The organism is Rhodococcus sp. IEGM 1341, assembly GCF_030056895.1.
Lineage (GTDB): Bacteria > Actinomycetota > Actinomycetes > Mycobacteriales > Mycobacteriaceae > Rhodococcoides.
This window is the reverse complement of record NZ_JASHKV010000001.1, coordinates 1,040,556-1,061,694: the sequence shown is the minus strand read 5'-3', so window position 1 is coordinate 1,061,694 and position 21,139 is coordinate 1,040,556. Positions and strand designations below refer to the sequence as shown.

The 21,139-nt window shown below is 65.4% G+C and carries 15 protein-coding genes; 10 read left to right on the top strand and 5 right to left on the bottom strand.

What is annotated here, in order from left to right:
- Nucleotides 1–22 precede the first annotated feature (22 nt).
- Nucleotides 23–1,777, top strand: coding sequence for an FAD-dependent oxidoreductase (locus QM615_RS04780; protein WP_068051264.1), 1,755 nt, complete (start codon nt 23–25; stop codon nt 1,775–1,777).
- Between the two features lie 30 nt (nt 1,778–1,807).
- A complete protein-coding gene (guaA, locus tag QM615_RS04775) occupies nt 1,808–3,397 on the top strand; it encodes a glutamine-hydrolyzing GMP synthase (RefSeq protein WP_032397497.1) in 1,590 nt (529 codons plus the stop codon).
- Between the two features lie 5 nt (nt 3,398–3,402).
- On the opposite strand, the gene QM615_RS04770 is transcribed toward guaA, so the two are convergent.
- Complete coding sequence (locus QM615_RS04770; RefSeq protein ID WP_262498287.1) at nt 3,403–3,663, bottom strand: hypothetical protein; 261 nt, start codon at nt 3,661–3,663, stop codon at nt 3,403–3,405.
- Entirely contained in the window at nt 3,660–5,036 is a 1,377-nt protein-coding gene (locus QM615_RS04765; protein ID WP_149405365.1) for a PspC domain-containing protein, read from the bottom strand. Before QM615_RS04765 ends, QM615_RS04770 begins: the two co-directional genes overlap by 4 nt.
- Before the next feature lie 211 nt (nt 5,037–5,247).
- On the opposite strand from QM615_RS04765, the gene QM615_RS04760 reads away from it, so the two are divergent.
- From QM615_RS04760 to QM615_RS04750, 3 genes are read left to right on the top strand one after another with little or no spacing between them, the layout of a single operon-like run.
- Entirely contained in the window at nt 5,248–6,537 is a 1,290-nt protein-coding gene (locus tag QM615_RS04760; RefSeq protein WP_410482225.1) for a sensor histidine kinase, read from the top strand.
- Nucleotides 6,534–7,181, top strand: coding sequence for a response regulator (locus QM615_RS04755; RefSeq protein ID WP_068051262.1), 648 nt, complete (start codon nt 6,534–6,536; stop codon nt 7,179–7,181). The genes QM615_RS04760 and QM615_RS04755 overlap by 4 nt, the downstream gene beginning before the upstream one ends.
- 52 nt (nt 7,182–7,233) lie before the next feature.
- On the top strand, nt 7,234–8,241 hold the full coding sequence (locus QM615_RS04750) for a DNA polymerase III subunit beta family protein (RefSeq protein ID WP_149405367.1): 1,008 nt from the start codon (nt 7,234–7,236) through the stop codon (nt 8,239–8,241).
- A gap of 134 nt (nt 8,242–8,375) precedes the next feature.
- Here QM615_RS04750 and QM615_RS04745 read toward each other — a convergent pair whose 3' ends face one another.
- Nucleotides 8,376–9,599: a serine/threonine-protein kinase gene (locus QM615_RS04745; protein ID WP_262498288.1), complete on the bottom strand. Its 1,224-nt coding sequence runs from the start codon at nt 9,597–9,599 to the stop codon at nt 8,376–8,378.
- A gap of 205 nt (nt 9,600–9,804) precedes the next feature.
- Here QM615_RS04745 and imuA' point away from each other — a divergent pair, with 205 nt between their 5' ends.
- Genes imuA' through QM615_RS04725 form a run of 4 tightly spaced genes read left to right on the top strand, consistent with a single transcriptional unit; the run spans nt 9,805 to nt 13,511 of the window.
- Nucleotides 9,805–10,617 carry a DnaE2-dependent mutagenesis accessory factor ImuA' gene (imuA', locus tag QM615_RS04740; RefSeq protein ID WP_176460342.1) on the top strand — a complete coding sequence of 271 codons (813 nt, stop codon included), beginning with the start codon at nt 9,805–9,807 and terminating at the stop codon, nt 10,615–10,617.
- Entirely contained in the window at nt 10,614–12,203 is a 1,590-nt protein-coding gene (locus QM615_RS04735; RefSeq protein WP_149405369.1) for a DNA polymerase Y family protein, read from the top strand. Before imuA' ends, QM615_RS04735 begins: the two co-directional genes overlap by 4 nt.
- Before the next feature lie 22 nt (nt 12,204–12,225).
- Nucleotides 12,226–12,990 carry an alpha/beta fold hydrolase gene (locus tag QM615_RS04730; RefSeq protein WP_394855385.1) on the top strand — a complete coding sequence of 255 codons (765 nt, stop codon included), beginning with the start codon at nt 12,226–12,228 and terminating at the stop codon, nt 12,988–12,990.
- Between the two features lie 11 nt (nt 12,991–13,001).
- The gene (locus tag QM615_RS04725) at nt 13,002–13,511 is read left to right on the top strand and encodes a hypothetical protein (protein WP_068051266.1); all 510 of its coding nucleotides are present in this window, start codon (nt 13,002–13,004) and stop codon (nt 13,509–13,511) included.
- A gap of 9 nt (nt 13,512–13,520) precedes the next feature.
- Here the strand turns inward: QM615_RS04725 and QM615_RS04720 are convergent, their stop codons facing one another.
- Nucleotides 13,521–15,521: an SDR family oxidoreductase gene (locus QM615_RS04720; protein WP_149405370.1), complete on the bottom strand. Its 2,001-nt coding sequence runs from the start codon at nt 15,519–15,521 to the stop codon at nt 13,521–13,523.
- Nucleotides 15,522–15,555: 34 nt separating this feature from the next.
- Nucleotides 15,556–17,685: an MMPL family transporter gene (locus QM615_RS04715; protein ID WP_149405371.1), complete on the bottom strand. Its 2,130-nt coding sequence runs from the start codon at nt 17,683–17,685 to the stop codon at nt 15,556–15,558.
- Nucleotides 17,686–17,808: 123 nt separating this feature from the next.
- On the opposite strand from QM615_RS04715, the gene QM615_RS04710 reads away from it, so the two are divergent.
- Nucleotides 17,809–21,084: an error-prone DNA polymerase gene (locus tag QM615_RS04710; protein ID WP_149405372.1), complete on the top strand. Its 3,276-nt coding sequence runs from the start codon at nt 17,809–17,811 to the stop codon at nt 21,082–21,084.
- The last annotated feature ends 55 nt before the right edge of the window (nt 21,085–21,139 follow it).

Genomic DNA, 21,139 nt, shown 5'->3' with positions numbered 1-21,139 from the left:
ATCGGATGTAGCGGAGGTCACCATGGGTTCAGCTGTTCGCGCCACGGATTACGACGTCTTGATCGTCGGTTCGGGCTTCGGCGGAAGTGTCACCGCGCTGCGCCTGGTGGAGAAGGGATACCGCGTCGGCATCCTGGAAGCCGGGCAGCGCTTCGAGGACAAGGACTTCGCGAAGAACAGCTGGGACCTCAAGCGTTTCCTGTGGGCTCCGAAGCTCGGCCTCTACGGCATCCAGCGCGTGCACCTGCTGCGCGACTGCCTCATCCTCGCCGGTGCCGGAGTCGGCGGCGGCTCGCTGAACTACGCGAACACCCTCTACAAGCCTCAGGCACCGTTCTTCGAGGACAAGCAGTGGGCGCACATCACCGACTGGAGCAGTGAACTCTCCCCGTTCTACGACCAGGCCACCCGCATGCTCGGCGTCGTGCGCAACCCGCACATGACCCCCGCCGACGAGGTGATGAAGTCGGTTGCCGAGGACATGGGCGTTGCCGACACCTTCATTCAGACCCCGGTGGGCGTGTTCTTCGGAGACGAGCCCGGCAAGACCGTCCCGGACCCGTACTTCGGCGGCGCGGGTCCTGAACGCACCGGATGTATCGAGTGCGGCGAGTGCATGACCGGTTGCCGCCACGGAGCCAAGAACACCCTGCTGAAGAACTACCTCGGCCTGGCCGAGCGCGCAGGAGCCGAGATCGTGCCGATGACGACCGTCACCGGTCTCGTTCCGCGATCCGACGGCACCTGGGACGTCGACACCGAACGCACCGGCGCTCGGCTTCGCAAGGGGCGCAAGACCTACAGCGCAGCCAATGTCGTTCTCGCCGCAGGCACCTGGGGCACGCAGAACCTACTGCACAAGATGAAGGACACGGGTGCGCTGCCCCGTCTGTCGGACACGCTCGGGGAGCTGACGCGCACCAACTCCGAGTCGATCGTCGGAGCGGCCAAGCTGGCGGTCGATCCGAACATGGACCTCACCCGCGGAGTCGCGATCACGTCCTCGTTCCATCCCAGCCCCAACACCCACATCGAACCGTGCCGCTACGGCAAGGGCTCGAACGCGATGGGCATGCTGCAGACGTTGATGACCGACGGCGGCGGAAAAATCCCACGGTGGCTCAAGTTCGTGTTCGCGCTGATCGCGCATCCGATCCAGTTCGTCCGCGTCGTCAACGTCCGGCACTGGAGCGAGCGCACCATCATCGCGCTGGTGATGCAGAACCTCGACAACTCGATCACCACGTTCACCAAGCGCGGGCCGTTCGGCCGCAAGATCTCGAGCAAACAGGGTCACGGTGAGCCCAACCCGACCTGGATCCCCGAGGGCAACGACGCCACCCGCCGCATCGCCAAGAAGATCGGCGGCGTCGCAGGGGGTACCTGGGGTGAACTGTTCAACATCCCACTCACGGCCCACTTCCTGGGCGGCTGCGCCATCGCCACGGACTCCGAGCACGGCGTCATCGATCCGTACCACCGCGTCCACGGCTACCCGACGCTCAGTGTGGTCGACGGGGCTGCCGTCTCGGCCAACCTCGGAGTGAACCCGTCGCTGACCATCAGCGCGCAGGCGGAGCGTTCCGCGGCACTGTGGCCGAACAAGGGCGAGCTGGATCTCCGTCCGGCACAGGGGCTGCCGTACCAGCGTCTCGATCCGATCGCCCCGAACTCTCCGGTCGTCCCGGTGGATGCTCCGGGCGGTTTGCGACTGCCGATCGTGGAGATTCGGTCGGGTTCCTCGGCGATGCCCGTCGAGCATTCGGGTGTTGCATGAGTGCTGGAACAGTCCCACTAGACTGACCCGGTGACCGACTCCTCTGCACACGATCCCGCACACGCACGCCCGGTTCTCGTCGTCGATTTCGGCGCCCAGTACGCGCAGTTGATCGCCCGCCGTGTGCGCGAGGCCAACGTGTACTCCGAGGTGATCTCGCATACCGCGACGGCCGAGGAGATCGCGGCGAAGGACCCTGTCGCGCTTGTGCTTTCCGGTGGACCCTCCAGCGTCTACGCCGAGGGTGCGCCCGAGCTCGACTCCGCTCTCCTCGACCTCGGCATCCCTGTGTTCGGCATCTGCTACGGATTCCAGGCCATGGCCCAGGCCCTCGGCGGAACCGTCGAACACACGGGAACGCGGGAGTACGGACGCACTCAACTCAGCGTGGACGGCGGTCGTCTGCACGACGGTCTGCCCGCAACGCAGCCGGTCTGGATGAGTCACGGTGACGCGGTCACCGCGGCCCCGGAAGGCTTCACGGTCACGGCCACCAGCGCAGGCGCGCCGGTGGCTGCCTTCGAGAACGAGGGCAAGCGCATGGCGGGCGTGCAGTATCACCCCGAGGTTCTGCACTCCCCGCACGGGCAGCAGGTGCTCAGCCGATTCCTGCACGAAACAGCGGGCATCGCCCCGGATTGGACTGCGGCCAATATCGCCGACGCTCTGGTGGACGCAGTGCAGGAGCAGGTGGGCCCCACTGGCAAGGCCATCTGTGGCCTCTCGGGCGGCGTCGACTCCGCGGTGGCGGCGGCACTGGTGCAGCGGGCCATCGGTGACCGTTTGACCTGTGTCTTCGTCGACCACGGACTGCTGCGCGCCGGCGAGCGTGAGCAGGTGCAGCAGGACTTCGTGGCCGCGACCGGAGCCAAGCTCGTCACGGTCGATGCGGTCGACACATTCCTCGGCGCGCTCGAGGGCGTCTCCGACCCGGAGGAGAAGCGCAAGATCATCGGCCGGGAGTTCATCCGGAGCTTCGAAGGTGCCGTGGCCGAGGTGCTGGGCGAGAACGCCGAGCACGGCGACGCCGTCGAGTTCCTGGTGCAGGGCACGTTGTACCCGGATGTCGTCGAGTCCGGCGGCGGGTCCGGTACCGCGAACATCAAGAGTCACCACAACGTCGGCGGACTGCCGGACGATCTGCAGTTCGCCCTGGTCGAGCCGCTGCGTGCATTGTTCAAGGACGAGGTGCGTGCAGTCGGACGCGAACTGGGATTGCCAGAGGACATCGTCGGCAGGCAGCCGTTCCCCGGACCCGGCCTGGCGATCCGCATCGTCGGTGAGATCACCCGCGACCGTCTGAATACGCTCCGCCATGCCGATTCGATTGTCCGAGAAGAACTTACGGTCGCGGGCTTGGATCAGCAGATCTGGCAGTGCCCGGTGGTGCTGTTGGCCGACGTGCGTAGCGTGGGAGTGCAGGGCGACGGCCGTACCTACGGGCACCCGATCGTGCTGCGTCCGGTGTCGAGCGAGGACGCGATGACGGCGGACTGGACCAGGCTGCCGTACGACGTGTTGGAAACGATCTCGACTCGGGTGACCAACGAGGTTCCGGAGGTCAACCGAGTCGTTCTCGACGTCACCAGCAAGCCGCCGGGCACCATCGAGTGGGAGTGACGGCGTCAGCTCTTTCTGCTGGGGCCCAGTAGAAGCGCGAAGCCCACGACCACCGCGGCGACGACGAACACCCAGCGGAACTGGACGTCGCCCAGTGCCGCGATCGCATCTCGGCCGATGAGTGCTGCGACCGAGACGACCATGGCAGCGAGGCCGGCGAGGAGCAACAGTGCCGAGGGGCCGCGTCGGCTGGAGGTGTGATCCTCGGTGTCGGAATCGGCGCTGCCGTGGTCGAGTCCGATGCGGTCGGTCTTGTTCTTCTTCACGGGTTCTCCACCTTCAGTTCGCCGAGTGCCAGATCGCCCACGATCGTCAGAACCGGAGTATCGGTGGTGCCAGGACCGAAGCGTGTCTCGGTGGGGCACTGACCGATCGCCGCCTCGCACTCCACGATCACGTTCATCGAAGCGGGCACGGTGACCGACGCGCTGCCCAGCGCCACATCGATCTCGACGATGTGGTCTTCGGCGAGTTCGAGGCCGGTGAGGTCGAGGTTCAGCTCGCCGGCCCCGACATCGTAGGAGGGGTCGAGCTCGGCGGCGGTGAGTGGGGCGATCGTCTGATTCCCTGGCACTCTGTTGTTCAGGTCCACCGGACCGACCGCCGACGCCAGAACGACGAAGCCGGCCAATGGTGCTGCGACCACCAGCAGTCCGTAGCCCTTGCGTAGGAACGCGCCCGATACGAGTCCCACGGAGATGACTGCCAGAGCGACGGCACCGACACGGCCCGGTGATGCCCAGTCTCCTCCGGTAGCCGAACCGACTGCTGCGGTGACTGCGGCAGCGAGCAGAGCCAGGCCGAGAAAGCTTGCCGTCCAACGTGATCGGCGCTTGCGTTCGATCGCCGCAGGCGGAAAGGTGCCAGCCGGTTCGGGAAGATCCCAGGCGAACGGGGCCACACCGAGCGGATCCCACGACGGGGGAGTCACGGTCGGCATGTCGGTGGGCAGGTCGGCCGGCTTCTCGGCGGATGCGGTCGACTTGCTCAGGTTCACGGTGTGCGCGTCGGCGTCGATGCCGGTGTGCTCGATGGGCTTCGGCGTCGGAACGTAGCTTTTCGGCAGGGTCGTGTACGGGGTGTAGCGCTCGTGCTGGAACTGTGGCGGACGATACTGCGCGGCCGTCCACTGCTCGGCCGATGTGCTGGTCGAGCCGAAAGGCATCGGAGCGTAGCGATTACGGGAGAACTCCGCCGTCCGCATGTACGGCGGCGGCTCCGGGCACCGTTGGTGCAGCAGCCACAGTCCACCGAGCATCGCCACCAGTGAGATCAGCCCCGAACCGCCGAGTCCGACACCTACCGGGCCGATGGTCGACACCGCGATGACCAAGGCCACTGCCACGACCACCATCTTGGTCGTCGAATCGGAGCTGTTCCCACGCCCGACCAGCGACTCCGCACCCGACGCCGTATCACCGGCGCGGTTGAGCACCAGCCACCCCGCCAGATACAGCACGATGCCGGTACCGCCGAACAAGGTGGAGACGACGAACGCGATCCGAATCAGAACGGGGTCGACGTCGTAGCGGTAGCCGATACCGGCCGCAACACCCGCTACATGCCCGCGTTGCGGCAAGCGGTGCGGACGGGTGCGCCACATCTGCTGAAGTTGATCCGAGACGGTCACGTTGCTCATGCCAATCATCGTGGCGGTGCCGGTCGAGAAACACATCAGGGATACCCCTGATCTTCGTCCCCGAGATCGGGCCCGCCACGACGGACCCGCGAAACATCAGGGCGAACCCTGATGCGACGACCACCGCATCCGTGCCAGGATCGAAGGCGTGCACCCTGTCGACAATCCACCCGTTGTCGCCGCCCGCAACACATCTTCCGAAGCCGGCGACGTGCCGGTCACCCATGCCGTTCCTCTTTTTCCTGCCGCTCCAGCCCGTTCTGCTCCTGCCCCCTATCAACGACGCGGCGGCGGACGCATCGTCGGCGGCGTCGCAGGTGGTCTCGCCGACCACCTCGGCGTCGACGTGTTCAAGGTCCGGGTCGCATTCGCACTGCTCGCCGCGTCGGCCGGTGCCGGAATTGCCGCCTACGGACTGATCTGGATGTTCACGCCCGCGGGCGAGGACACTGCGCACCCGAGTGCCGCCGAACGTCAGCGTGCGCTCGGGTTGGCTGCCATCGGTCTCGGCCTCGCCGTCGGGCTCGCCTGGCTACTCAGCGGCACCGCTGCTTCGGTCATCGTGCCGGTCATCGTCGTGGTGATCGGTGCTGCCCTGGTGTGGCGCGAGTTCGACTCCGAGGGCCCGCGAACGGCTCTGGGGCTCCCCAAGCATCCGACCGTGTTGAGTTGGGCGAGGGTCGTCGGCGGAGCCACGTTGATCGTGCTCGGTCTCGCCGTGGTGGTGCTCGCCCGCGTCGATCTGGCGGCGCTGCGCTCGTCCTTGCTGGCGGTGGTGGTCACTCTCGTCGGCGTCGGCCTGTTGACGGTTCCCATCTGGTTGCGCACCTGGCGTGCGCTCGGTGCCGAGCGGTCTGCGCGCATCCGCAACGACGAACGCGAGGAAATCGCGTCGCACCTGCATGATTCGGTGCTGCAGACACTGGCCCTGATCCAGAAGCAGTCCGATCATCCACAGGAGGTGATGCGGTTGGCGCGCGGCCAGGAGCGTGAACTACGCAAATGGCTGTTCGACGGTGGCGACACCGACAACTCGAACTTGTCCGATGCGCTCGAGACCATCTCCGGTGAGGTCGAGGATCAGCACGGTGTCACCGTCAGACCGATCACGGTCGGTGACGTGCAACTACTGCCCGACGACGTCGAATCCGGCCTGTCCAGGGAAAGTTTCACCGCTCTGCTGGGTGCAACCCGAGAAGCACTGGTCAACGCGGCCAAGCACTCCGGTGAGACCAATATCGACCTGTACGCCGAAACCGAACCGGACCAGGTCAGTGTTTTCGTTCGCGACCGGGGTACCGGATTCGACGAGTCCGCGGTACCCGAGGATCGACAGGGCCTGGCGAAGTCCATTCGGGGACGCATCGAGCGCCGCGGCGGCACGGTGCAGGTACGGTCTACCGTCGGCAAGGGAACCGAAGTGCGAATCTTCATGCCCCGCAACGGTGCCTCCGTGACCACCGAATCATCCGAATCCACCCAGCAGGAGCAGCCGACGTGACCGAACCTTTCCGCGTTTTCCTGGTCGACGACCATGCGGTGTTCCGTTCCGGTGTGCGAGCCGAACTCGGCCGCGAGGCGGACATCGAGGTCGTCGGGGAAGCGGGAGGCGTCGCCGAGGCGGTCTCGGGAATCGAATCGACCAAGCCGGACGTGGTGTTGCTCGACGTGCACATGCCCGACGGCGGCGGCGTGGCCGTGTTGAACCGTATCTCCGAGGGGCCGGTGTGTCTCGCCCTGAGTGTGTCCGATGCCGCCGAGGACGTCATCGCCGTCATCCGTGCCGGGGCAAGGGGATACGTCACCAAGACGATCTCCGGCTCTGAGCTCGCCGACGGTGTTCGACGCGTCGCCGGGGGAGATGCCGTGTTCAGCCCCCGCCTGGCCGGGTTCGTCCTCGACTCGTTCACCGGTCGCAGCGCCGCTCCGGAGCCCCCGCTGGATCCGGAACTGGATTCGCTGACGCCCCGTGAACTGGAGGTGCTGCGGTTGTTGGCCCGCGGGTACACCTATCGTGAGATCGCCGAGGATCTGTTCATCTCGGTCAAGACCGTCGAGACGCACGCCTCGAACGTTCTCCGAAAGACTCAGCAGTCCAACAGGAATGCGCTCACCAGATGGGCGCACAAGCGTCGAATCGACTAGGTGACCGGATCTCGCTTGACCTTCGACCTACCCGAAGCCTCAGGATTTCCCCATGACTGATTCGGACCAAGAATTCCTGACCATCGGTGTGTTCGCTCGCGCGAGCGGGCTGACCCCCAGTGCCCTTCGCTTCTACGACGACTGTGGGTTGCTCGTGCCGGCATCCATCGACGCCAGGTCCGGCTATCGCTACTACACCCAAGCACAAGCGAAGCGGGCGAACATCATTCGACAACTTCGCGAAATCGGCATGCCGCTCGACACGGTGGCCTCCGCCCTCGACGGCGACGGAGCTGCAGCGGTGGAGATGGTGGATCGGCACGTCGACGAGCTCGCCGCACGTGCGCGGGCAGCTGCCGAGGCCGCGGTGTCCATTCGCCGATTGTTCGACGAAAAGTACTGCACAGCAACGGTATCTGCTGCCGACTTCGCGTCGGCGGTGGAACAGGTCGCGTCGGCGGCCGGAACGAGCGAGGAGTTTCCGGTGCTGCGGGGCGTGTTGGTCGAGGTGGACGGTGGCACTGTCACGCTCACCGCGACGGATCGGTACCGACTCTCCACTCGAAGCCTCGTCGCGCAGAGCTCACCCGGTGCATCCTGGTCGCGTATCGCAGCGGTCGGCTCCCTCGGGTCTCTACCCGCGTCGGGGAACTGTGCGTTGACGGCAACCGACGACGCGATGATGCTCGAGTCCGAAGGCGTCCAGCACACCGTGGATCTCGTCGACGGCGACTTCCCCGACTGGCGGACGATCGTCGACGGTCTGGCCCCGACTGCGACGCGGGTTGTGGTGCAACGAGATTTCGTTCCCCTCGACAGCGGCACGCTGCGGATCGACGCAGGCCCGGACGGCCTGACGGTCGAGGGTGTTGTCGTCCCCGCACGGGTCACCGGTGCCGAGACGACGGTGTTCTTCGACGCGGCCGTCCTGCAGGCTGCCGTCGCATCGGCCGTCGGGCCGGACCTGATGCTCGATATCGCCGCGCCGGATCAGCCGATGCTGGTGCGGTCGGCAGTCGACGGCGCTCTGACGACGCTGGTGATGCCGGTTCTCGGCTGATCGATGGGCGACGTGCCCGAAAGTTCTCGGCTACATCGACTTTCGATGGCGGGTACTTGCCGATCCCATCGTCGACGCGTGGTTGCGGGTGCTGTCGGGTCGGGGAAATCCGATGCGGAGACCGGTACTGATGGTCAGATCACAAGCATGATCACCAGAACGAGAACGATCACGACGGCGAGCACGAGTGCTGCGAGGATCGCGGTCGACGGAATCGACGTTCGGTCACCGATGACGTCCTCGATGCGCATCAGGACGTCGTCGATCGGGTTCTTCTTCTTTTTCGGCAGGTCGAACGGTGGTGGCGAATACGTGGACGGGACCGGATTGGCTTGGCTCTCACCGGGTTGCACGGCCGGTAGGCCCGCGATGGTTCTTCCGAACTCCCGCGACGGACGGCGAGATTCGGAGACCGGTGTCGAGCGCCTGGCCCATGCCGGGACCACACCGTCCGCAGATGTCAGCGGTGCCCCGCGCAGTTGAGCTATGGTGCCGCGCTTGCTGATCGCGGCGACGATGATCTCGTCGCGCGCCTGCGCCATGGTGGGGCGTCGGGCAGGATCGGGCTCGAGCATGTGCAGCAACGGTCCCGTGAGATCGCCGCTGCGGGTGGGAGCGATGATCTGCCCCTTGGCAACTCGGTGCAGCAGTGCGATCGAATCGTGATCGATGTCGAACGGCGGTTTGCCTTCCATGGCCGTGTACAGCGTTGCGCCGAGGGAGAATACGTCGCTGGACGCGGTGGGGTCCTGTCCGCGCGCGACCTCGGGGGCGAAATATGCCGGGGTGCCGGTGATCACACTGTCGTCGGCTTCTTCGACGTCTCCCTTGGCGCGGGAGATGCCGAAGTCGCTGATCTTGACGATGCCCAGATCCTTGCCGCGATCGGCGATCAGAATGTTGCCAGGCTTGATGTCGCGGTGCACGATTCCGGCCTCGTGCGCCTCGGTCAGTGCATCGGCGATCTGTGCGCCGATCTGTGCGACCTCGAACGGTGGTAGCGAATCGGTGGTGCCGAGGGCCTGCGCGAGACTGCGCGAGGACAGGTATTCCATGACCAACCACGGCTCACCGTCGACGAGAGCGACGTCGTGCATCGCGATGGCGTGCGGGCTGGAGAGTCGGGCAGCGATGCGTCCCTCGCGCATGGCCCGGTTGCGTACTTCCTCGGCCTGCTGAGGGGTCAGTCGAGTGGTGGACGTGACCTGCTTGACGGCCACCTGACGGTGCAGAAGTGTGTCGGTGGCGAGCCATACCGCGCCCATGCCTCCACCGCCGAGTTTGCCGGCCAGGCGGTATCTGCCTGCCAGGAGGTAGTCGGGCCCGACGCCCCGTCGAACACGCTGCTGATCCGTCACGTCCACAGGTTAGTTGACGATGGCGGGACGTGCCTGCAGCCACGGAACGGAGGCATCTACCAGGGGCTTCGGCATCACCTTGACGAGTTGCCGTCCGAGCGGCTTTACTGAGTGCAGATCGAAATTGTGTTCGAATGCGCCACTTCCCGCGTCCGTCGAACACCGAAGTTTCGGCTCGATTTTCTACGCCGCGAAGGGGAGTGACATGACTGTATCGGGAGCTTCTGTCACGCCGGATGCGCTCGACGGGTTGTCGCTGCCGGAGCGCGTGGCGTTGCTGCGTAGCCGGATGGCTGCCGTGCCTTCCCGGGGCGAAACGGCGTCGGTGCGCATCGAGAATTCGGACCCTGTCGAGCCCGTGATTCAGGAACCGTCGACGCAGCGTCCAACCCGTCAGCGGCCCGTTCTACCGGTGCCCTCCGCGCTGATCGAGGTACTACCGCACGGCGGCCTGGTGCGTGGAACGGTGGCCTCGGTATCCGGTGCCGGCTCGCTCCTGATCGGGTTGGTGGCTGCGGTGACCGGTGCCGGTGGGCATGTCGCCGTCATCGGGCAGCCCCGTTTCGGGATTCTGGCCGCGGTGGAGATGGGTGCACAGCTGAGCAAGCTGGCCTTGATTCCCGATCCCGGTCCCGATCCGGTGGAAGTGGCGGCAATTCTGCTCGACGGTGTCGACCTCGTCGTGCTCGGTCTCGGTGGTCTGTCGGTATCGCCCACTCGGGCCAGGGCCGTGGTGGCCAGAGCGCGTAGCAAGGGCTCGACGCTGCTGGTGACCGATGGGCACTGGGACGGGGCAGAGTTACGACTGGACGCATCGGTCCACGGATACGACGGCCTCGGCACGGGCCGGGAGCTGGGTCGCGGCCGACTGCGCGGCGTCCGTTTGTCGGTGTGCGCTCGCGGCAAGGCGATGCGGCCCCGCACCGTTCGACTCGACCTGCGTTCGGAGAACGGCCGCATCGAGTGGCATGCCGAGGGGCGCGAACAGAATCCGTTGTCGATCGCGGTCTCGACATGAGCATCGACCGCTCCAGCCGTGTTCATGTCAACCGTGTTCTGGCACTGTGGTGCCCCGATTGGCCTGCCGTTGCAGCAGCTGCCCAGGCCGATCTCCCTGCGACGCATCCGGTGGTCGTCACCTCGGCCAATCGGGTCGTCGCCTGCTCGGCGACGGCACGGGCATCGGGCATCAAGCGTGGCCTGCGCCGTCGGGAAGCGCAGGCGCGGTGCCCGGAAGTGCATGTCGCTCTGGCCGATACCGATCGTGATGCGCGACTGTTCGAGCCCGTGGTCTCGGCGATCGCCGCCATCGCACCGGGAGTCGAAGTACTGCGACCGGGCCTGCTGGTTCTTTCTGCCCGCGGCGTCGGACGGTATTTCGGTACCGAGCATCGGGCCGCGGAACGGCTGATCGACGAAGCGTCGGCTGCCGGAGTGGAATGTCAGATCGGTATCGCCGACGAGCTGTCCACCGCGGTCGTCGCTGCGAGGTATGCGCAGGTGGTGCCGCGCGGCGGGGGTGCAGGCTTCCTCGCGCCGTTGCCGGTGGCGGAACTCTCGGCGGAACCGAGCATGTCTGCTGCCGATCGCGGCGAGCTGGTGGATCTGTTGCGGCGCTTGGGTCTACGAACCATCGGCGACTTCGCTGCACTGTCTCCGGGGGATGTGGCGTCCCGGTTCGGTACCGACGCGGTGTTGGCGCATCGCAGTGCACGAGGCGAGCCCGAGCGTCCGCCGTCGGCCAGGGCTCTTCCACCCGACCTGGATGTGGAGTACCTGTGCGACCCGCCGATCGATCGAGTCGACGCCGCTGCCTTCGCCGGGCGCGGCCTGGCCGAGCAGCTGCACACCAAGCTTGCCGCCGCTGCCGTTGCGTGTACTCGGCTGCTGGTGCATGCCAGTACCGGTAACGGTGAGAACCTGTCGCGGATCTGGCGCTGCGCGGAGCCGTTGACGCCGGAAGGAACAGCCGATCGTGTGCGGTGGCAACTGGACGGCTGGATCACCGGGCGCAGCGAGAACAAGCCGACGTCCGCGATCACCGTGCTGCGGCTCGAACCGATCGAAGTGGTGGCCGCAGGTGAGCTGCAACTGGGGTTGTGGGGCAGTGTCGGCGACGAGGACGAGAGGGCGCGTCGGGCGTTGGTGCGCGTGCAGGGTCTGCTCGGTGGCGAATCGGTGCTCGGTGGTGTGCTCAGTGGGGGTCGTGGGCCGTCCGAGCGGATCACGTTGCGTCCGCTCGGCGACGAATTGGTGCCGATATCCGACCCGTCGGCTCCTTGGCCGGGACGGCTACCCGAGCCTGCTCCGGCGGCAGTGATCGAGACACGTCCGACAGTGACGTTGATGAATCGAGCGGGAACCGGAATCGGCGTCACCGATCGTGGTGTGTTCGATGCGCCCCCGTCGCGGTTGCGCTGGGGCACCAAGGAATGGGCGTTGACGGGTCTGGCCGGACCGTGGCCGGTGGACGAGCGATGGTGGGACAGTGGCCACGCGGCGACGGGTCCGACGGCGCGAGCCCAGGTGGTGCTCGACGACGAGAGGGCCCTGCTGCTGGTGTTCGACGAGGGTCGGTGGCGGGTGGAAGGAATCTACGAATAGCGGCACCGCTACCGTCGAGGGAATGCAGATGATGTCGGAGACGGTCGACCTCGATGGCGTCGATATCGCGTATCGCTCGTTCACCCCGCTGGGGCATGCGAACTCGGAATCGACACCGGTGATGCTGGTACACGGCATGGGCGGTGACAGCACAACCTGGGATCGGTTCACCCGGGCGCTCACCGCGCAGGGCCGCCGGGTGATCACCGTCGATCTGCGCGGGCACGGCAAGAGTGCGCACACGTCCACGTACGAGTTCGATTCCTTCGGGGCAGACCTGCTGGCCCTGATCGACCACCTCGGGCTGAACGAAGTCGATCTCGTCGGCCATTCCCTCGGCGGATATGCGGTCTCGCTCGTCGCGCAACGTCGCCCGGAGCTCGTTCGGCGTCTGGTACTCGAAGAGCTCCCGATACCGATCAGGCCGGGGGACGCTCCGCCGACGCTGACCGGCAAGATGCCGTCGATCACCGAGCTCTGGCACGCAGCGAGCAGCGTCGTTCTGCATCCCCGCGCGGTACTCGCCTTCGATCGCTCGATGACCGCCACTGCTCTCGACCAGTTCCGTCGGCCGAATCCGCAGTGGTGGGAGTCGTTGGCCGACATCGCTGCTCCGACGTTGGTGCTTCGCGGCGGTCCCGGCGGCATGGTCGATCCGGAACGACTGGACGCGATGGTCTCCGAGATCTCGACCTGCCGCGTCGAGGCGTTTCGCACCGGACACAGCATTCATCGTGACGGCTACTCGGCGTTCGAGGCCACCGTCCTCCCGTTTCTGACGCACTAGTGTCTTCGGACATGACACCGAGTGCGCTGGATCGCAGGATGCTGGGCTGGTCGGCACTGTTCGTCGTATCCCAGGCCAACATCGCCCGACTGCTCGGCCCAGCAGCTCCGAAAGTGCTTGCCGTGCAGACGGCGTGGTCCGCCGAGCGTTATCGGCAGATCCTGGCGAGCATGGACGAGACCGAGATCGCCCGGTTCCGCAGCCACTATCTGCCCGATTTCGTCCATCCGGCGATCTACGCCGTTGCATTGCGTGCCGGCGCGAGGAGCCTGGCGGACAAGACGCCGCTGAGCCCTGCGGCGACGACTGCATTGGCCGTCGCACCCGTGGCCTCTGCCGCCGGCGACTACATCGAGAACATCGTCGGACTGATTCTGGTGGACAACCGCGAACAGATCACCGACACCGTCGTTCGCGCCACCACCGTGGTCAGCACCGTCAAATGGGTGCTGGCCATCGGCACTCTGACACACCTGAGTCAGGGATTCCTGCGTGTCTGGGGAAAGGCACTGCTGCGCTGACCCCGCCGGTCACCAGCTGGTGCCGGGTACCAATCTGCCGGCGCGACGGATCACTTTGCCGATGCGAGCGCTCGGAGCTTTCGGATCGTAGGGCCGGACTCGGTAGGGCACCTTTCCGTCCTCGAGGGGTACCTGCGCTTCTCCTTTGGCAGCCGCGGATTCGGCGAACGTGCGGTAGTGCTGGTGCATCGTGCGGTCCTTGCCCTTGGGGGCGAAGATGGCTCCGAACTGTCCGAGCGTTCCCAGCGGCGTATCGATGCGTTTGGGCTTGTCGCTCAATGCGCGGATCACCATGGCCGCGGCCTTCTCCGGTGAGAACACCGGGCCGACGTTCTTGTCGCCCGTCGGGGTGATCATCGGAGTGTCCACCAGCGGCATGTGGATCGTGGTGTACGTGATTCCGTCCGAGAGTGTTTCTGCCGCAGCAACATCGGTGAACCCGTCGAGCGCTGCCTTGCTGGCGACATAGGCGGAGAACCGTGGGGGGTGTCCCAGGACGGCAGCGCTGGAGATGTTGACCACGTGCCCGAACTGACGTTCACGCATGTGTGGCAGCAGCGCCAGCACCAACCGAATTGCCCCGAAGTAGTTGACGGCCATGGTGCGCTCGTAATCGTGCAACCGATCGGTGGACCGATAGAGCGAGCGGCGGATGGATCGCCCGGCATTGTTGACCAGCATGTCGACATGACCGTGTTCGCTCAGAACGGTTTTCACGGTGTGCTCGACCGACTCGCTGTCGGTCACGTCGCACGGGTAACCGTATGCAGTGCCACCTGATTCGCGAATTCTTTCGACCACTTCGTCGAGTTGATCCTGCCCGCGTGCGAGAAGAATGACCACTGCGCCCTTGCGTGCGGCCGCCTCGGCACTGGCCCGGCCGATGCCGGAGGAGCCACCGGTGATGATGATGTGACGACCGAACAGTGGCCCGCGCGGATCGTTTCGGCGATTGCGCTTGGGGTCGAAGTTCTCCCGCCAGTAGGTCCACACGCGATCGGCGTACGTGCGCAGTGGAGGCGGTGCAATCGAGCTGCCCTGCAATGCTTTCTGTGTCGCTGCCGACTCGAACACCGTGGGCAGGGTCAAGTGCTCGAGCATCACCGGAGGTACGCCGAGATCACGGAGGGCGGCGTCGCGTTGCTTGCGTACGGCTCGGTACTTGGGGGAGACGACCGGAGCGACCAGTGCACCCGGTACGTCGACGATCTTCGCTCGCGATCCGGCTGCCGACGAAAATGCGGAATACACCTCGGCCATGGATTGCGGACTCGTGTTCACCAGATGGAACACGCTGCCGGAAGAAGTGTTTCGATGTACGAGCTCGACGATGGCGTCGGCGACGTAATCGACCGGAACGAGGTTGGTGGAGCCCATCTTCGGCACCGTGATCGGTATGGCAGAAGGCAGCTTGGCAAGTTCGGCGAAGAACGGGAAGAAGTAGTACGGGCCGTCCACTTTGTCGATCGCACCGGTCTCCGAGTGGCCGATGATCGCGGCGGGCCGGTAGACCCGCCAGTCCACAGCGCTGTCTCGCACCAGCTTCTCGGACTCGAATTTGGTGCGGTGATATGCCGTCGGAAAGGCTTGACCGAGGTCGAAGTCGTTCTCCGAGAACGTTCCTCGGTGATCGCCCGCGACGGCGATCGACGAGATGTGGTGCAGGCGAGCCCCCGTCTTCTCGGCGAGACGAATCACCGAGGCCGTTCCGGCGACGTTGGTCGGGGTCTGCTCGTCGCCCGCGGTCAGATCGTAGACGGCTCCGAGATGGAGGATGTGGTCGATGTCGGAAGGCACGTCTCGGAGTCCGAGCGCCGGCTCGGTGAGGTCGCCGACCAGCGGGTGAATTCGGTCGCCGCCGTCGAGGTGCTGTGCCAGTCGCTCGAGCCGCGCCACCGAACTCGGACGCACCAGCACGTGGATTGCCGCGAGTGCATCGCGGTCGAGCAATCGGGGCAGCACGTTCTTCCCGAGAAACCCGGTACCGCCGGTTACGATGAAGTTCGCCATGCGAGCCGACCCTACTCCGAAGTAAGTTCCGGTGCTAGTGCCCGATACCGGCTTTTTCGTGCACTTTCTTCATCCAGGCGGGTGCCCACCAATTGGCCTCGCCCATGAGTTTGACCAAGGACGGAACCAGCAACATACGGATGATCGTCGCGTCGATGATCAGAGCCAGAATGACTCCGACGCCAAGGAACTTCATGATCGACAGACCCGAGATGGTGAAGGCACCGGTGACGACGATCAGAATCAACGCCGCCGCAGTGACGATGCGTCCGGTGCGTTGGGCACCGAAGATCACCGCTTCCTCGGTAGTCGCTCCCGCCGCGCGGGCCTCGACCATGCGCGACATCAGGAACACCTCGTAGTCGGTCGACAAGCCGAAGATGACCGCGAGGATGAGAACGACGAACGTCGACTCGAGCGGTCCTGGGGTGACGCCGAGCAGGGAGGCTCCGTGGCCCTCTTGGAACACCCACGTGAGTGCGCCGAAGGTTGCGCCCAGGCTCAGTCCGGCCATCAGTACGGCCTTGACGGGCAGCACGATCGAGCCGAACGCGAGGAACAGCAACACCAGCGTCGAGACGACCATGATGGCGATCATCACCGGTAGCCACTTCGCGATGGCAGCATTGCCGTCGTCGACGTTGGCTCGTCCGCCGCCGACGAGGATCTCGGTGCCGTCGGGAGGGGCGATCGAGCGCAGTGCAGACACTGCCTCGGATTGAGACTCGGCCTCGGTCAGGCCGCCGGTCGGCTCGCTGTAGGACGCCTGAAGTGTCACGAAATCGTCCTTGGAGCCCAGGAATTCGGCGCGAGCGATACCCGGTGTGGATTCCACAGCCGAGGTGAGGGATGCGATGGGTGCGCCCTGAGGCTTGACGCCGTCCAGGCCGCGAAGAACCACGGTGGCACCCTCGCCGGTGGACTCGAAGTCGGTGCCGAGCGTCTCGAACGCCATGCGCGCAGGATTGTCCTTCGGCAGCGCCGTGTAGTCGACCTCGCCGAGTGAGACTTTCAGGATCGGGGTGGCGATGATCAGCAACCCGGCGACGATGACGGCCGCGACGATTCCCGGATGCTTCATCACGCGGGTGACGACGCCGCCCCAGAACTTGTGTGCCCGTGCATCGCTGCGATCGGACGCGGTACGCGACCACGTCCAGGAGTTGATGCGGGAGCCGAGAATCGCGAGCAGCGCCGGAATCACCGTCAGGGACAGGACGGCCGCGCTCGCCACCGCCGCCATGGCCCCGAACCCGAGAGATCGGATCACCGCCTGCGGGAAGACGAGCATGCCCGCGAATGCGCAGATCAGCAGCAGTCCGGAGAAGACGACGGTCTTGCCTGCGGTGGACACCGTGCGGACGGTCGCGTCGAACGGCGTCGACCCGCCGCGTAGTTCCTCGCGGAATCTGCTGACGATGAACAGTCCGTAGTCGATGGCAAGGCCGAGCCCCAGTAGCGACGCGACATTGATGGAGAACGAGCTGACTTCGGTGAACTCGGTGAGCACCCGCAGGATGGCCAGGGAACTGAGCACGCTGAGGATGCCGACGAACACCGGGACCGCTGCGGCGACGACGCCGCCGAAGATGAATATCAGCAGCAGCAATGTGATGGGAACAGCGATGATCTCGGAGCGGACGAGGTCGCGTTCGAGGGTTTCGCTGAGCGATACCCCGACCACCGATGCGCCGGCGAACTGCGATTCGATGCCGGGTACTTCGAGCTGGGGCGGCAGGTCGCCGAATGTGTTGAACGTGACGCCCGAGTTCGCCCCGAGGGACACCGTCGCCAAGGCCTTGGTTCTGTCTTTCGAGATCAGAAATTCTCTGCTGACCGGGTCTGCGGTCCAGTACGAGTTGACGTTGCCGAGGGTGTATCGACTCGTGAACTCGTCGATCGTCGCTTGCACTCGGGGGCCGATGTCGTCGATCGTCTCGCCCTCGGGTGCGGTGTAGATCGCCACGATGTCGGGAGTCGGTTGGCCGATGCCCTGTACGAGCCGTGCCACCTCGGACGATTCGCTGCCGGCGTCTGCGTAGCCGCCCTCACTCAGTTTCGAGAAGACGCTCAGTCCCAACACCCCGCCGACTGTGACGACGGCGACGACGACAGCCAGCACCCATCGTTTGTGCGATACGACGAACGAGGCCCAACGGGTCACGACGGTGCTCCGGCTCTGTGGAAGGGGTCAGTGGCGACTCGACTGTAGTTGATCGTGTCGGACCCTCGTGCTCTCATTAGAACAAGTGTTCGATGCAACGGCGATGCGGTGAGGGGAGGGCTGATGGGATGGAACGACGGACCACCCACGTGGTCGGAGATGGAGCGCGTCCTGTCCGGACGTCCCAAGCCGGCGGCCGAGGGCGACGGCGGCGACAGCCCGGCTTGGTCGCGAAAGAGGGACGTCTACGACCGCACCATCGACAAGCCCGTGCTGTCCACGACGCCGTATGCAGAATTGCATGCGCACTCGGCGTTCAGCTTTCTCGACGGTGCCTCGCAGCCCGAGGAGATGGTCGAGGAGGCGGTACGCCTGGGCCTCGAGTCCATCGCCATCACCGATCACGACGGTTTCTACGGGGTCGTGCGCTTCGCCGAGGCAGCCAGAGCTCTCGGCATCGGAACCGTGTTCGGTGCCGAACTCTCACTGGACACGCATCGATCCCGAGCCGGGGAGACCGATCCCGACGGCACTCATCTACTGGTGCTCGCTCGCGGCCAGGAGGGGTATCGCCGGCTCTCGCGTCGGATCGCGGCCGCACACCTGGCCGGCGGAGTCAAAGGCAAGCCGCAGTACGACATCGACGAACTCACCGAATCGGCGGGCGGGCACTGGCAGATTCTCACCGGTTGCCGAAAGGGTCATGTTCGGCAGGCGCTCTCGCGCGGTGGTCCGGAGGCGGCCGAGTCCGCGCTGCGCACTCTCGTCGACCGCTTCGGGGCCGATCGCGTCACCGTCGAACTCACCCGGCACGGAATTGCCGACGACGACGAGCGCAACGATGCGCTGGCGATGCTGGCTCGAAAGTACGGTCTTCCGACGATCGCGACCACGGCCGCGCACTACGCCAGTCCGCGCAGCAGGAGATTGGCCATGGCGATGGCCGCTGTGCGCGCTCGGAGCAGTTTGGACGAGGCTGCCGGTTGGTTGGCACCGACCGGCGGCGGACATCTACGGTCCGGAGCGGAGATGGCGGAACTGTTCGAGCACTATCCGGGCGCGGTGCGCGGTGCCGTCGAGCTCGGTCGTGAGTGTTCGTTCGATCTGAAGCTGATCGCGCCACGCCTCCCGCCCTTCGAGGTGCCCGACGGGTACACCGAGATCAGCTATCTGCGTCGACTCACGTTCGAGGGGGCCGCCCGTCGGTACGGCTCGCAGTCGGCGAACCCGGCGGCCTATTCGCAGCTGGAGTACGAGCTCGACATCATCGAGAGGCTCGAATTCCCCGGCTATTTCCTGGTGGTCCACGACATCGTCCACTTCTGCAAGACACACGACATCCTCTGTCAGGGAAGAGGTTCGGCGGCCAACTCGGCTGTCTGTTTCGCGATCGGCATCACCAACGTCGACCCGGTGGCGAACAAGCTGCTGTTCGAGCGGTTCCTCGCACCCGAGCGCGACGGGCCACCGGACATCGACATCGACATCGAATCCGATCGTCGAGAAGAGGCGATCCAACACGTCTACGCCAAGTACGGCCGCACTCATGCCGCTCAGGTGGCCAACGTCATCACCTACCGCGGCAAGTCGTCCGTGCGAGACATGGCCCGTGCGCTGGGCTTCTCACAAGGGCAGCAGGACGCATGGAGCAAGCAGATCACCCGCTGGTCCGGAATCGGTGATCAGGAGGGCGACGGTATTCCCGAATCGGTTCTCGAACTCGCGCGGCAGGTCGAGGGCTTCCCGCGGCACCTCGGCATTCACTCCGGTGGCATGGTGATCTGCGATCGGCCGATCGCCGACGTCTGCCCGGTGGAATGGGCGACGATGGAGAACCGCAGTGTGCTCCAGTGGGACAAGGACGACTGTGCCGCAGTGGGTTTGGTGAAGTTCGACATGCTCGGGCTCGGCATGCTCTCGGCGCTGCACTACATGATGGACCTGATCGCCGAGCACAAGGGCATCGATATCGAACTCGCCTCGATCGACCTGTCCGAGCCTGCGGTGTACGAGATGCTCCAGCGAGCTGATTCGGTCGGGGTGTTCCAGGTCGAGTCTCGCGCGCAGATGGCCACTCTGCCGCGGCTCAAGCCGCGCAACTTCTACGATCTGGTGGTCGAGGTCGCGCTGATCCGTCCCGGTCCGATCCAGGGTGGTTCGGTGCACCCGTACATCAAGCGCCGCAACGGACTCGAGCCGGTGATCTTCGAGCATCCGTCGCTGAAGAAGGCACTCGATCGAACACTCGGAGTGCCGCTGTTCCAGGAACAGCTGATGCAGATGGCCATCGACGTCGCCGGCTTCAGTGCCGCCGACGCCGATCAACTGCGCCGTGCGATGGGGTCGAAGCGATCACCGGAGAAGATGGAACTGCTGCGTGGGCGGTTCTACGACGGGATGCGCGATCTTCACGGCATCACCGGCGCGGCGGCAGACCGAATCTACGAAAAGCTGTCCGCATTCGCCAATTTCGGCTTCCCCGAAAGCCATTCGCAGAGTTTCGCCTCACTGGTGTTCTACTCCTCGTGGTTCAAGCTGCACCACCCGGCGGCATTCTGCGCCGGCCTGCTGCGTGCTCAACCGATGGGTTTCTACTCACCGCAATCCCTGGTCGCCGACGCCAGGCGGCACGGTGTGCTCGTCCACGGTGCAGACGTGAACGCGAGTCTCGGCCATGCGAATCTCGAGGCGGACGGCCTCGAGATTCGCATGGGGTTGGCCGATGTGAAGTTCATCGGGACCGCAGTGGCCCAGAAGATCGTCGACGCGCGAGACGCACACGGGCCCTACACCTCGTTCCTGGACCTGACCGGACGCGTCGAACTGTCGGTGGCGCAGGCGGAATCGCTGGCAACGGCAGGTGCACTCGGGTGCTTCGGCATCACTCGCCGAGAGGCACTGTGGGCTGCGGGTGCAGCGGCGGGGGAGCGTCCTGGACTGCTCCCCGGCATCGGAGCGTCCACGAAAGCGCCTGCGCTACCGGGAATGTCGGATCTCGATCTGGCCTCGGCCGATGTCTGGGCAACCGGTGTGTCACCGAATTCTTATCCCACGCAGTTCTTTCGGGATCGGCTCGATTCGCTCGGCGTGATTCCCGCGAACCGGCTGCTGCAGATTCCGGACGGAGACCGAGTGCTGGTCGGCGGAGCGGTGACGCATCGCCAGCGGCCGGCAACTGCCGGAGGAGTCACGTTCATCAACCTCGAGGACGAGACCGGAATGGTCAACGTGGTGTGCTCGGTCGGGTTGTGGGCCAAGTACCGCAAGCTGGCGATCACGGCTCCGGCGCTGCTGATTCGGGGAAAGGTGCAGAACGCCGAGGGTGCGGTGACCGTGGTGGCCGATCATCTGCAACTGATGGATCTTCGAGTCGCATCCAGATCCAGGGACTTTCGCTGATTCTCGAGCTAAAATTTGCATAGCCTTGCCTAAGTGCTACTTTACTGCTCAACCA

What these genes read in the sequence shown, in the direction of transcription:
- QM615_RS04735 (WP_149405369.1), top strand. Translation starts at nt 10,614, where the DNA reads ATGAGCATCGACCGCTCCAGCCGTGTTCATGTCAACCGTGTTCTGGCA.
- QM615_RS04780 (WP_068051264.1), top strand. Translation starts at nt 23, where the DNA reads ATGGGTTCAGCTGTTCGCGCCACGGATTACGACGTCTTGATCGTCGGT.
- QM615_RS04710 (WP_149405372.1), top strand. Translation starts at nt 17,809, where the DNA reads ATGGGATGGAACGACGGACCACCCACGTGGTCGGAGATGGAGCGCGTC.
- QM615_RS04730 (WP_394855385.1), top strand. Translation starts at nt 12,226, where the DNA reads ATGCAGATGATGTCGGAGACGGTCGACCTCGATGGCGTCGATATCGCG.
- QM615_RS04765 (WP_149405365.1), bottom strand. Translation starts at nt 5,036, where the DNA reads ATGAGCAACGTGACCGTCTCGGATCAACTTCAGCAGATGTGGCGCACC.
- imuA' (WP_176460342.1), top strand. Translation starts at nt 9,805, where the DNA reads ATGACTGTATCGGGAGCTTCTGTCACGCCGGATGCGCTCGACGGGTTG.
- QM615_RS04750 (WP_149405367.1), top strand. Translation starts at nt 7,234, where the DNA reads ATGACTGATTCGGACCAAGAATTCCTGACCATCGGTGTGTTCGCTCGC.
- QM615_RS04725 (WP_068051266.1), top strand. Translation starts at nt 13,002, where the DNA reads ATGACACCGAGTGCGCTGGATCGCAGGATGCTGGGCTGGTCGGCACTG.
- QM615_RS04720 (WP_149405370.1), bottom strand. Translation starts at nt 15,521, where the DNA reads ATGGCGAACTTCATCGTAACCGGCGGTACCGGGTTTCTCGGGAAGAAC.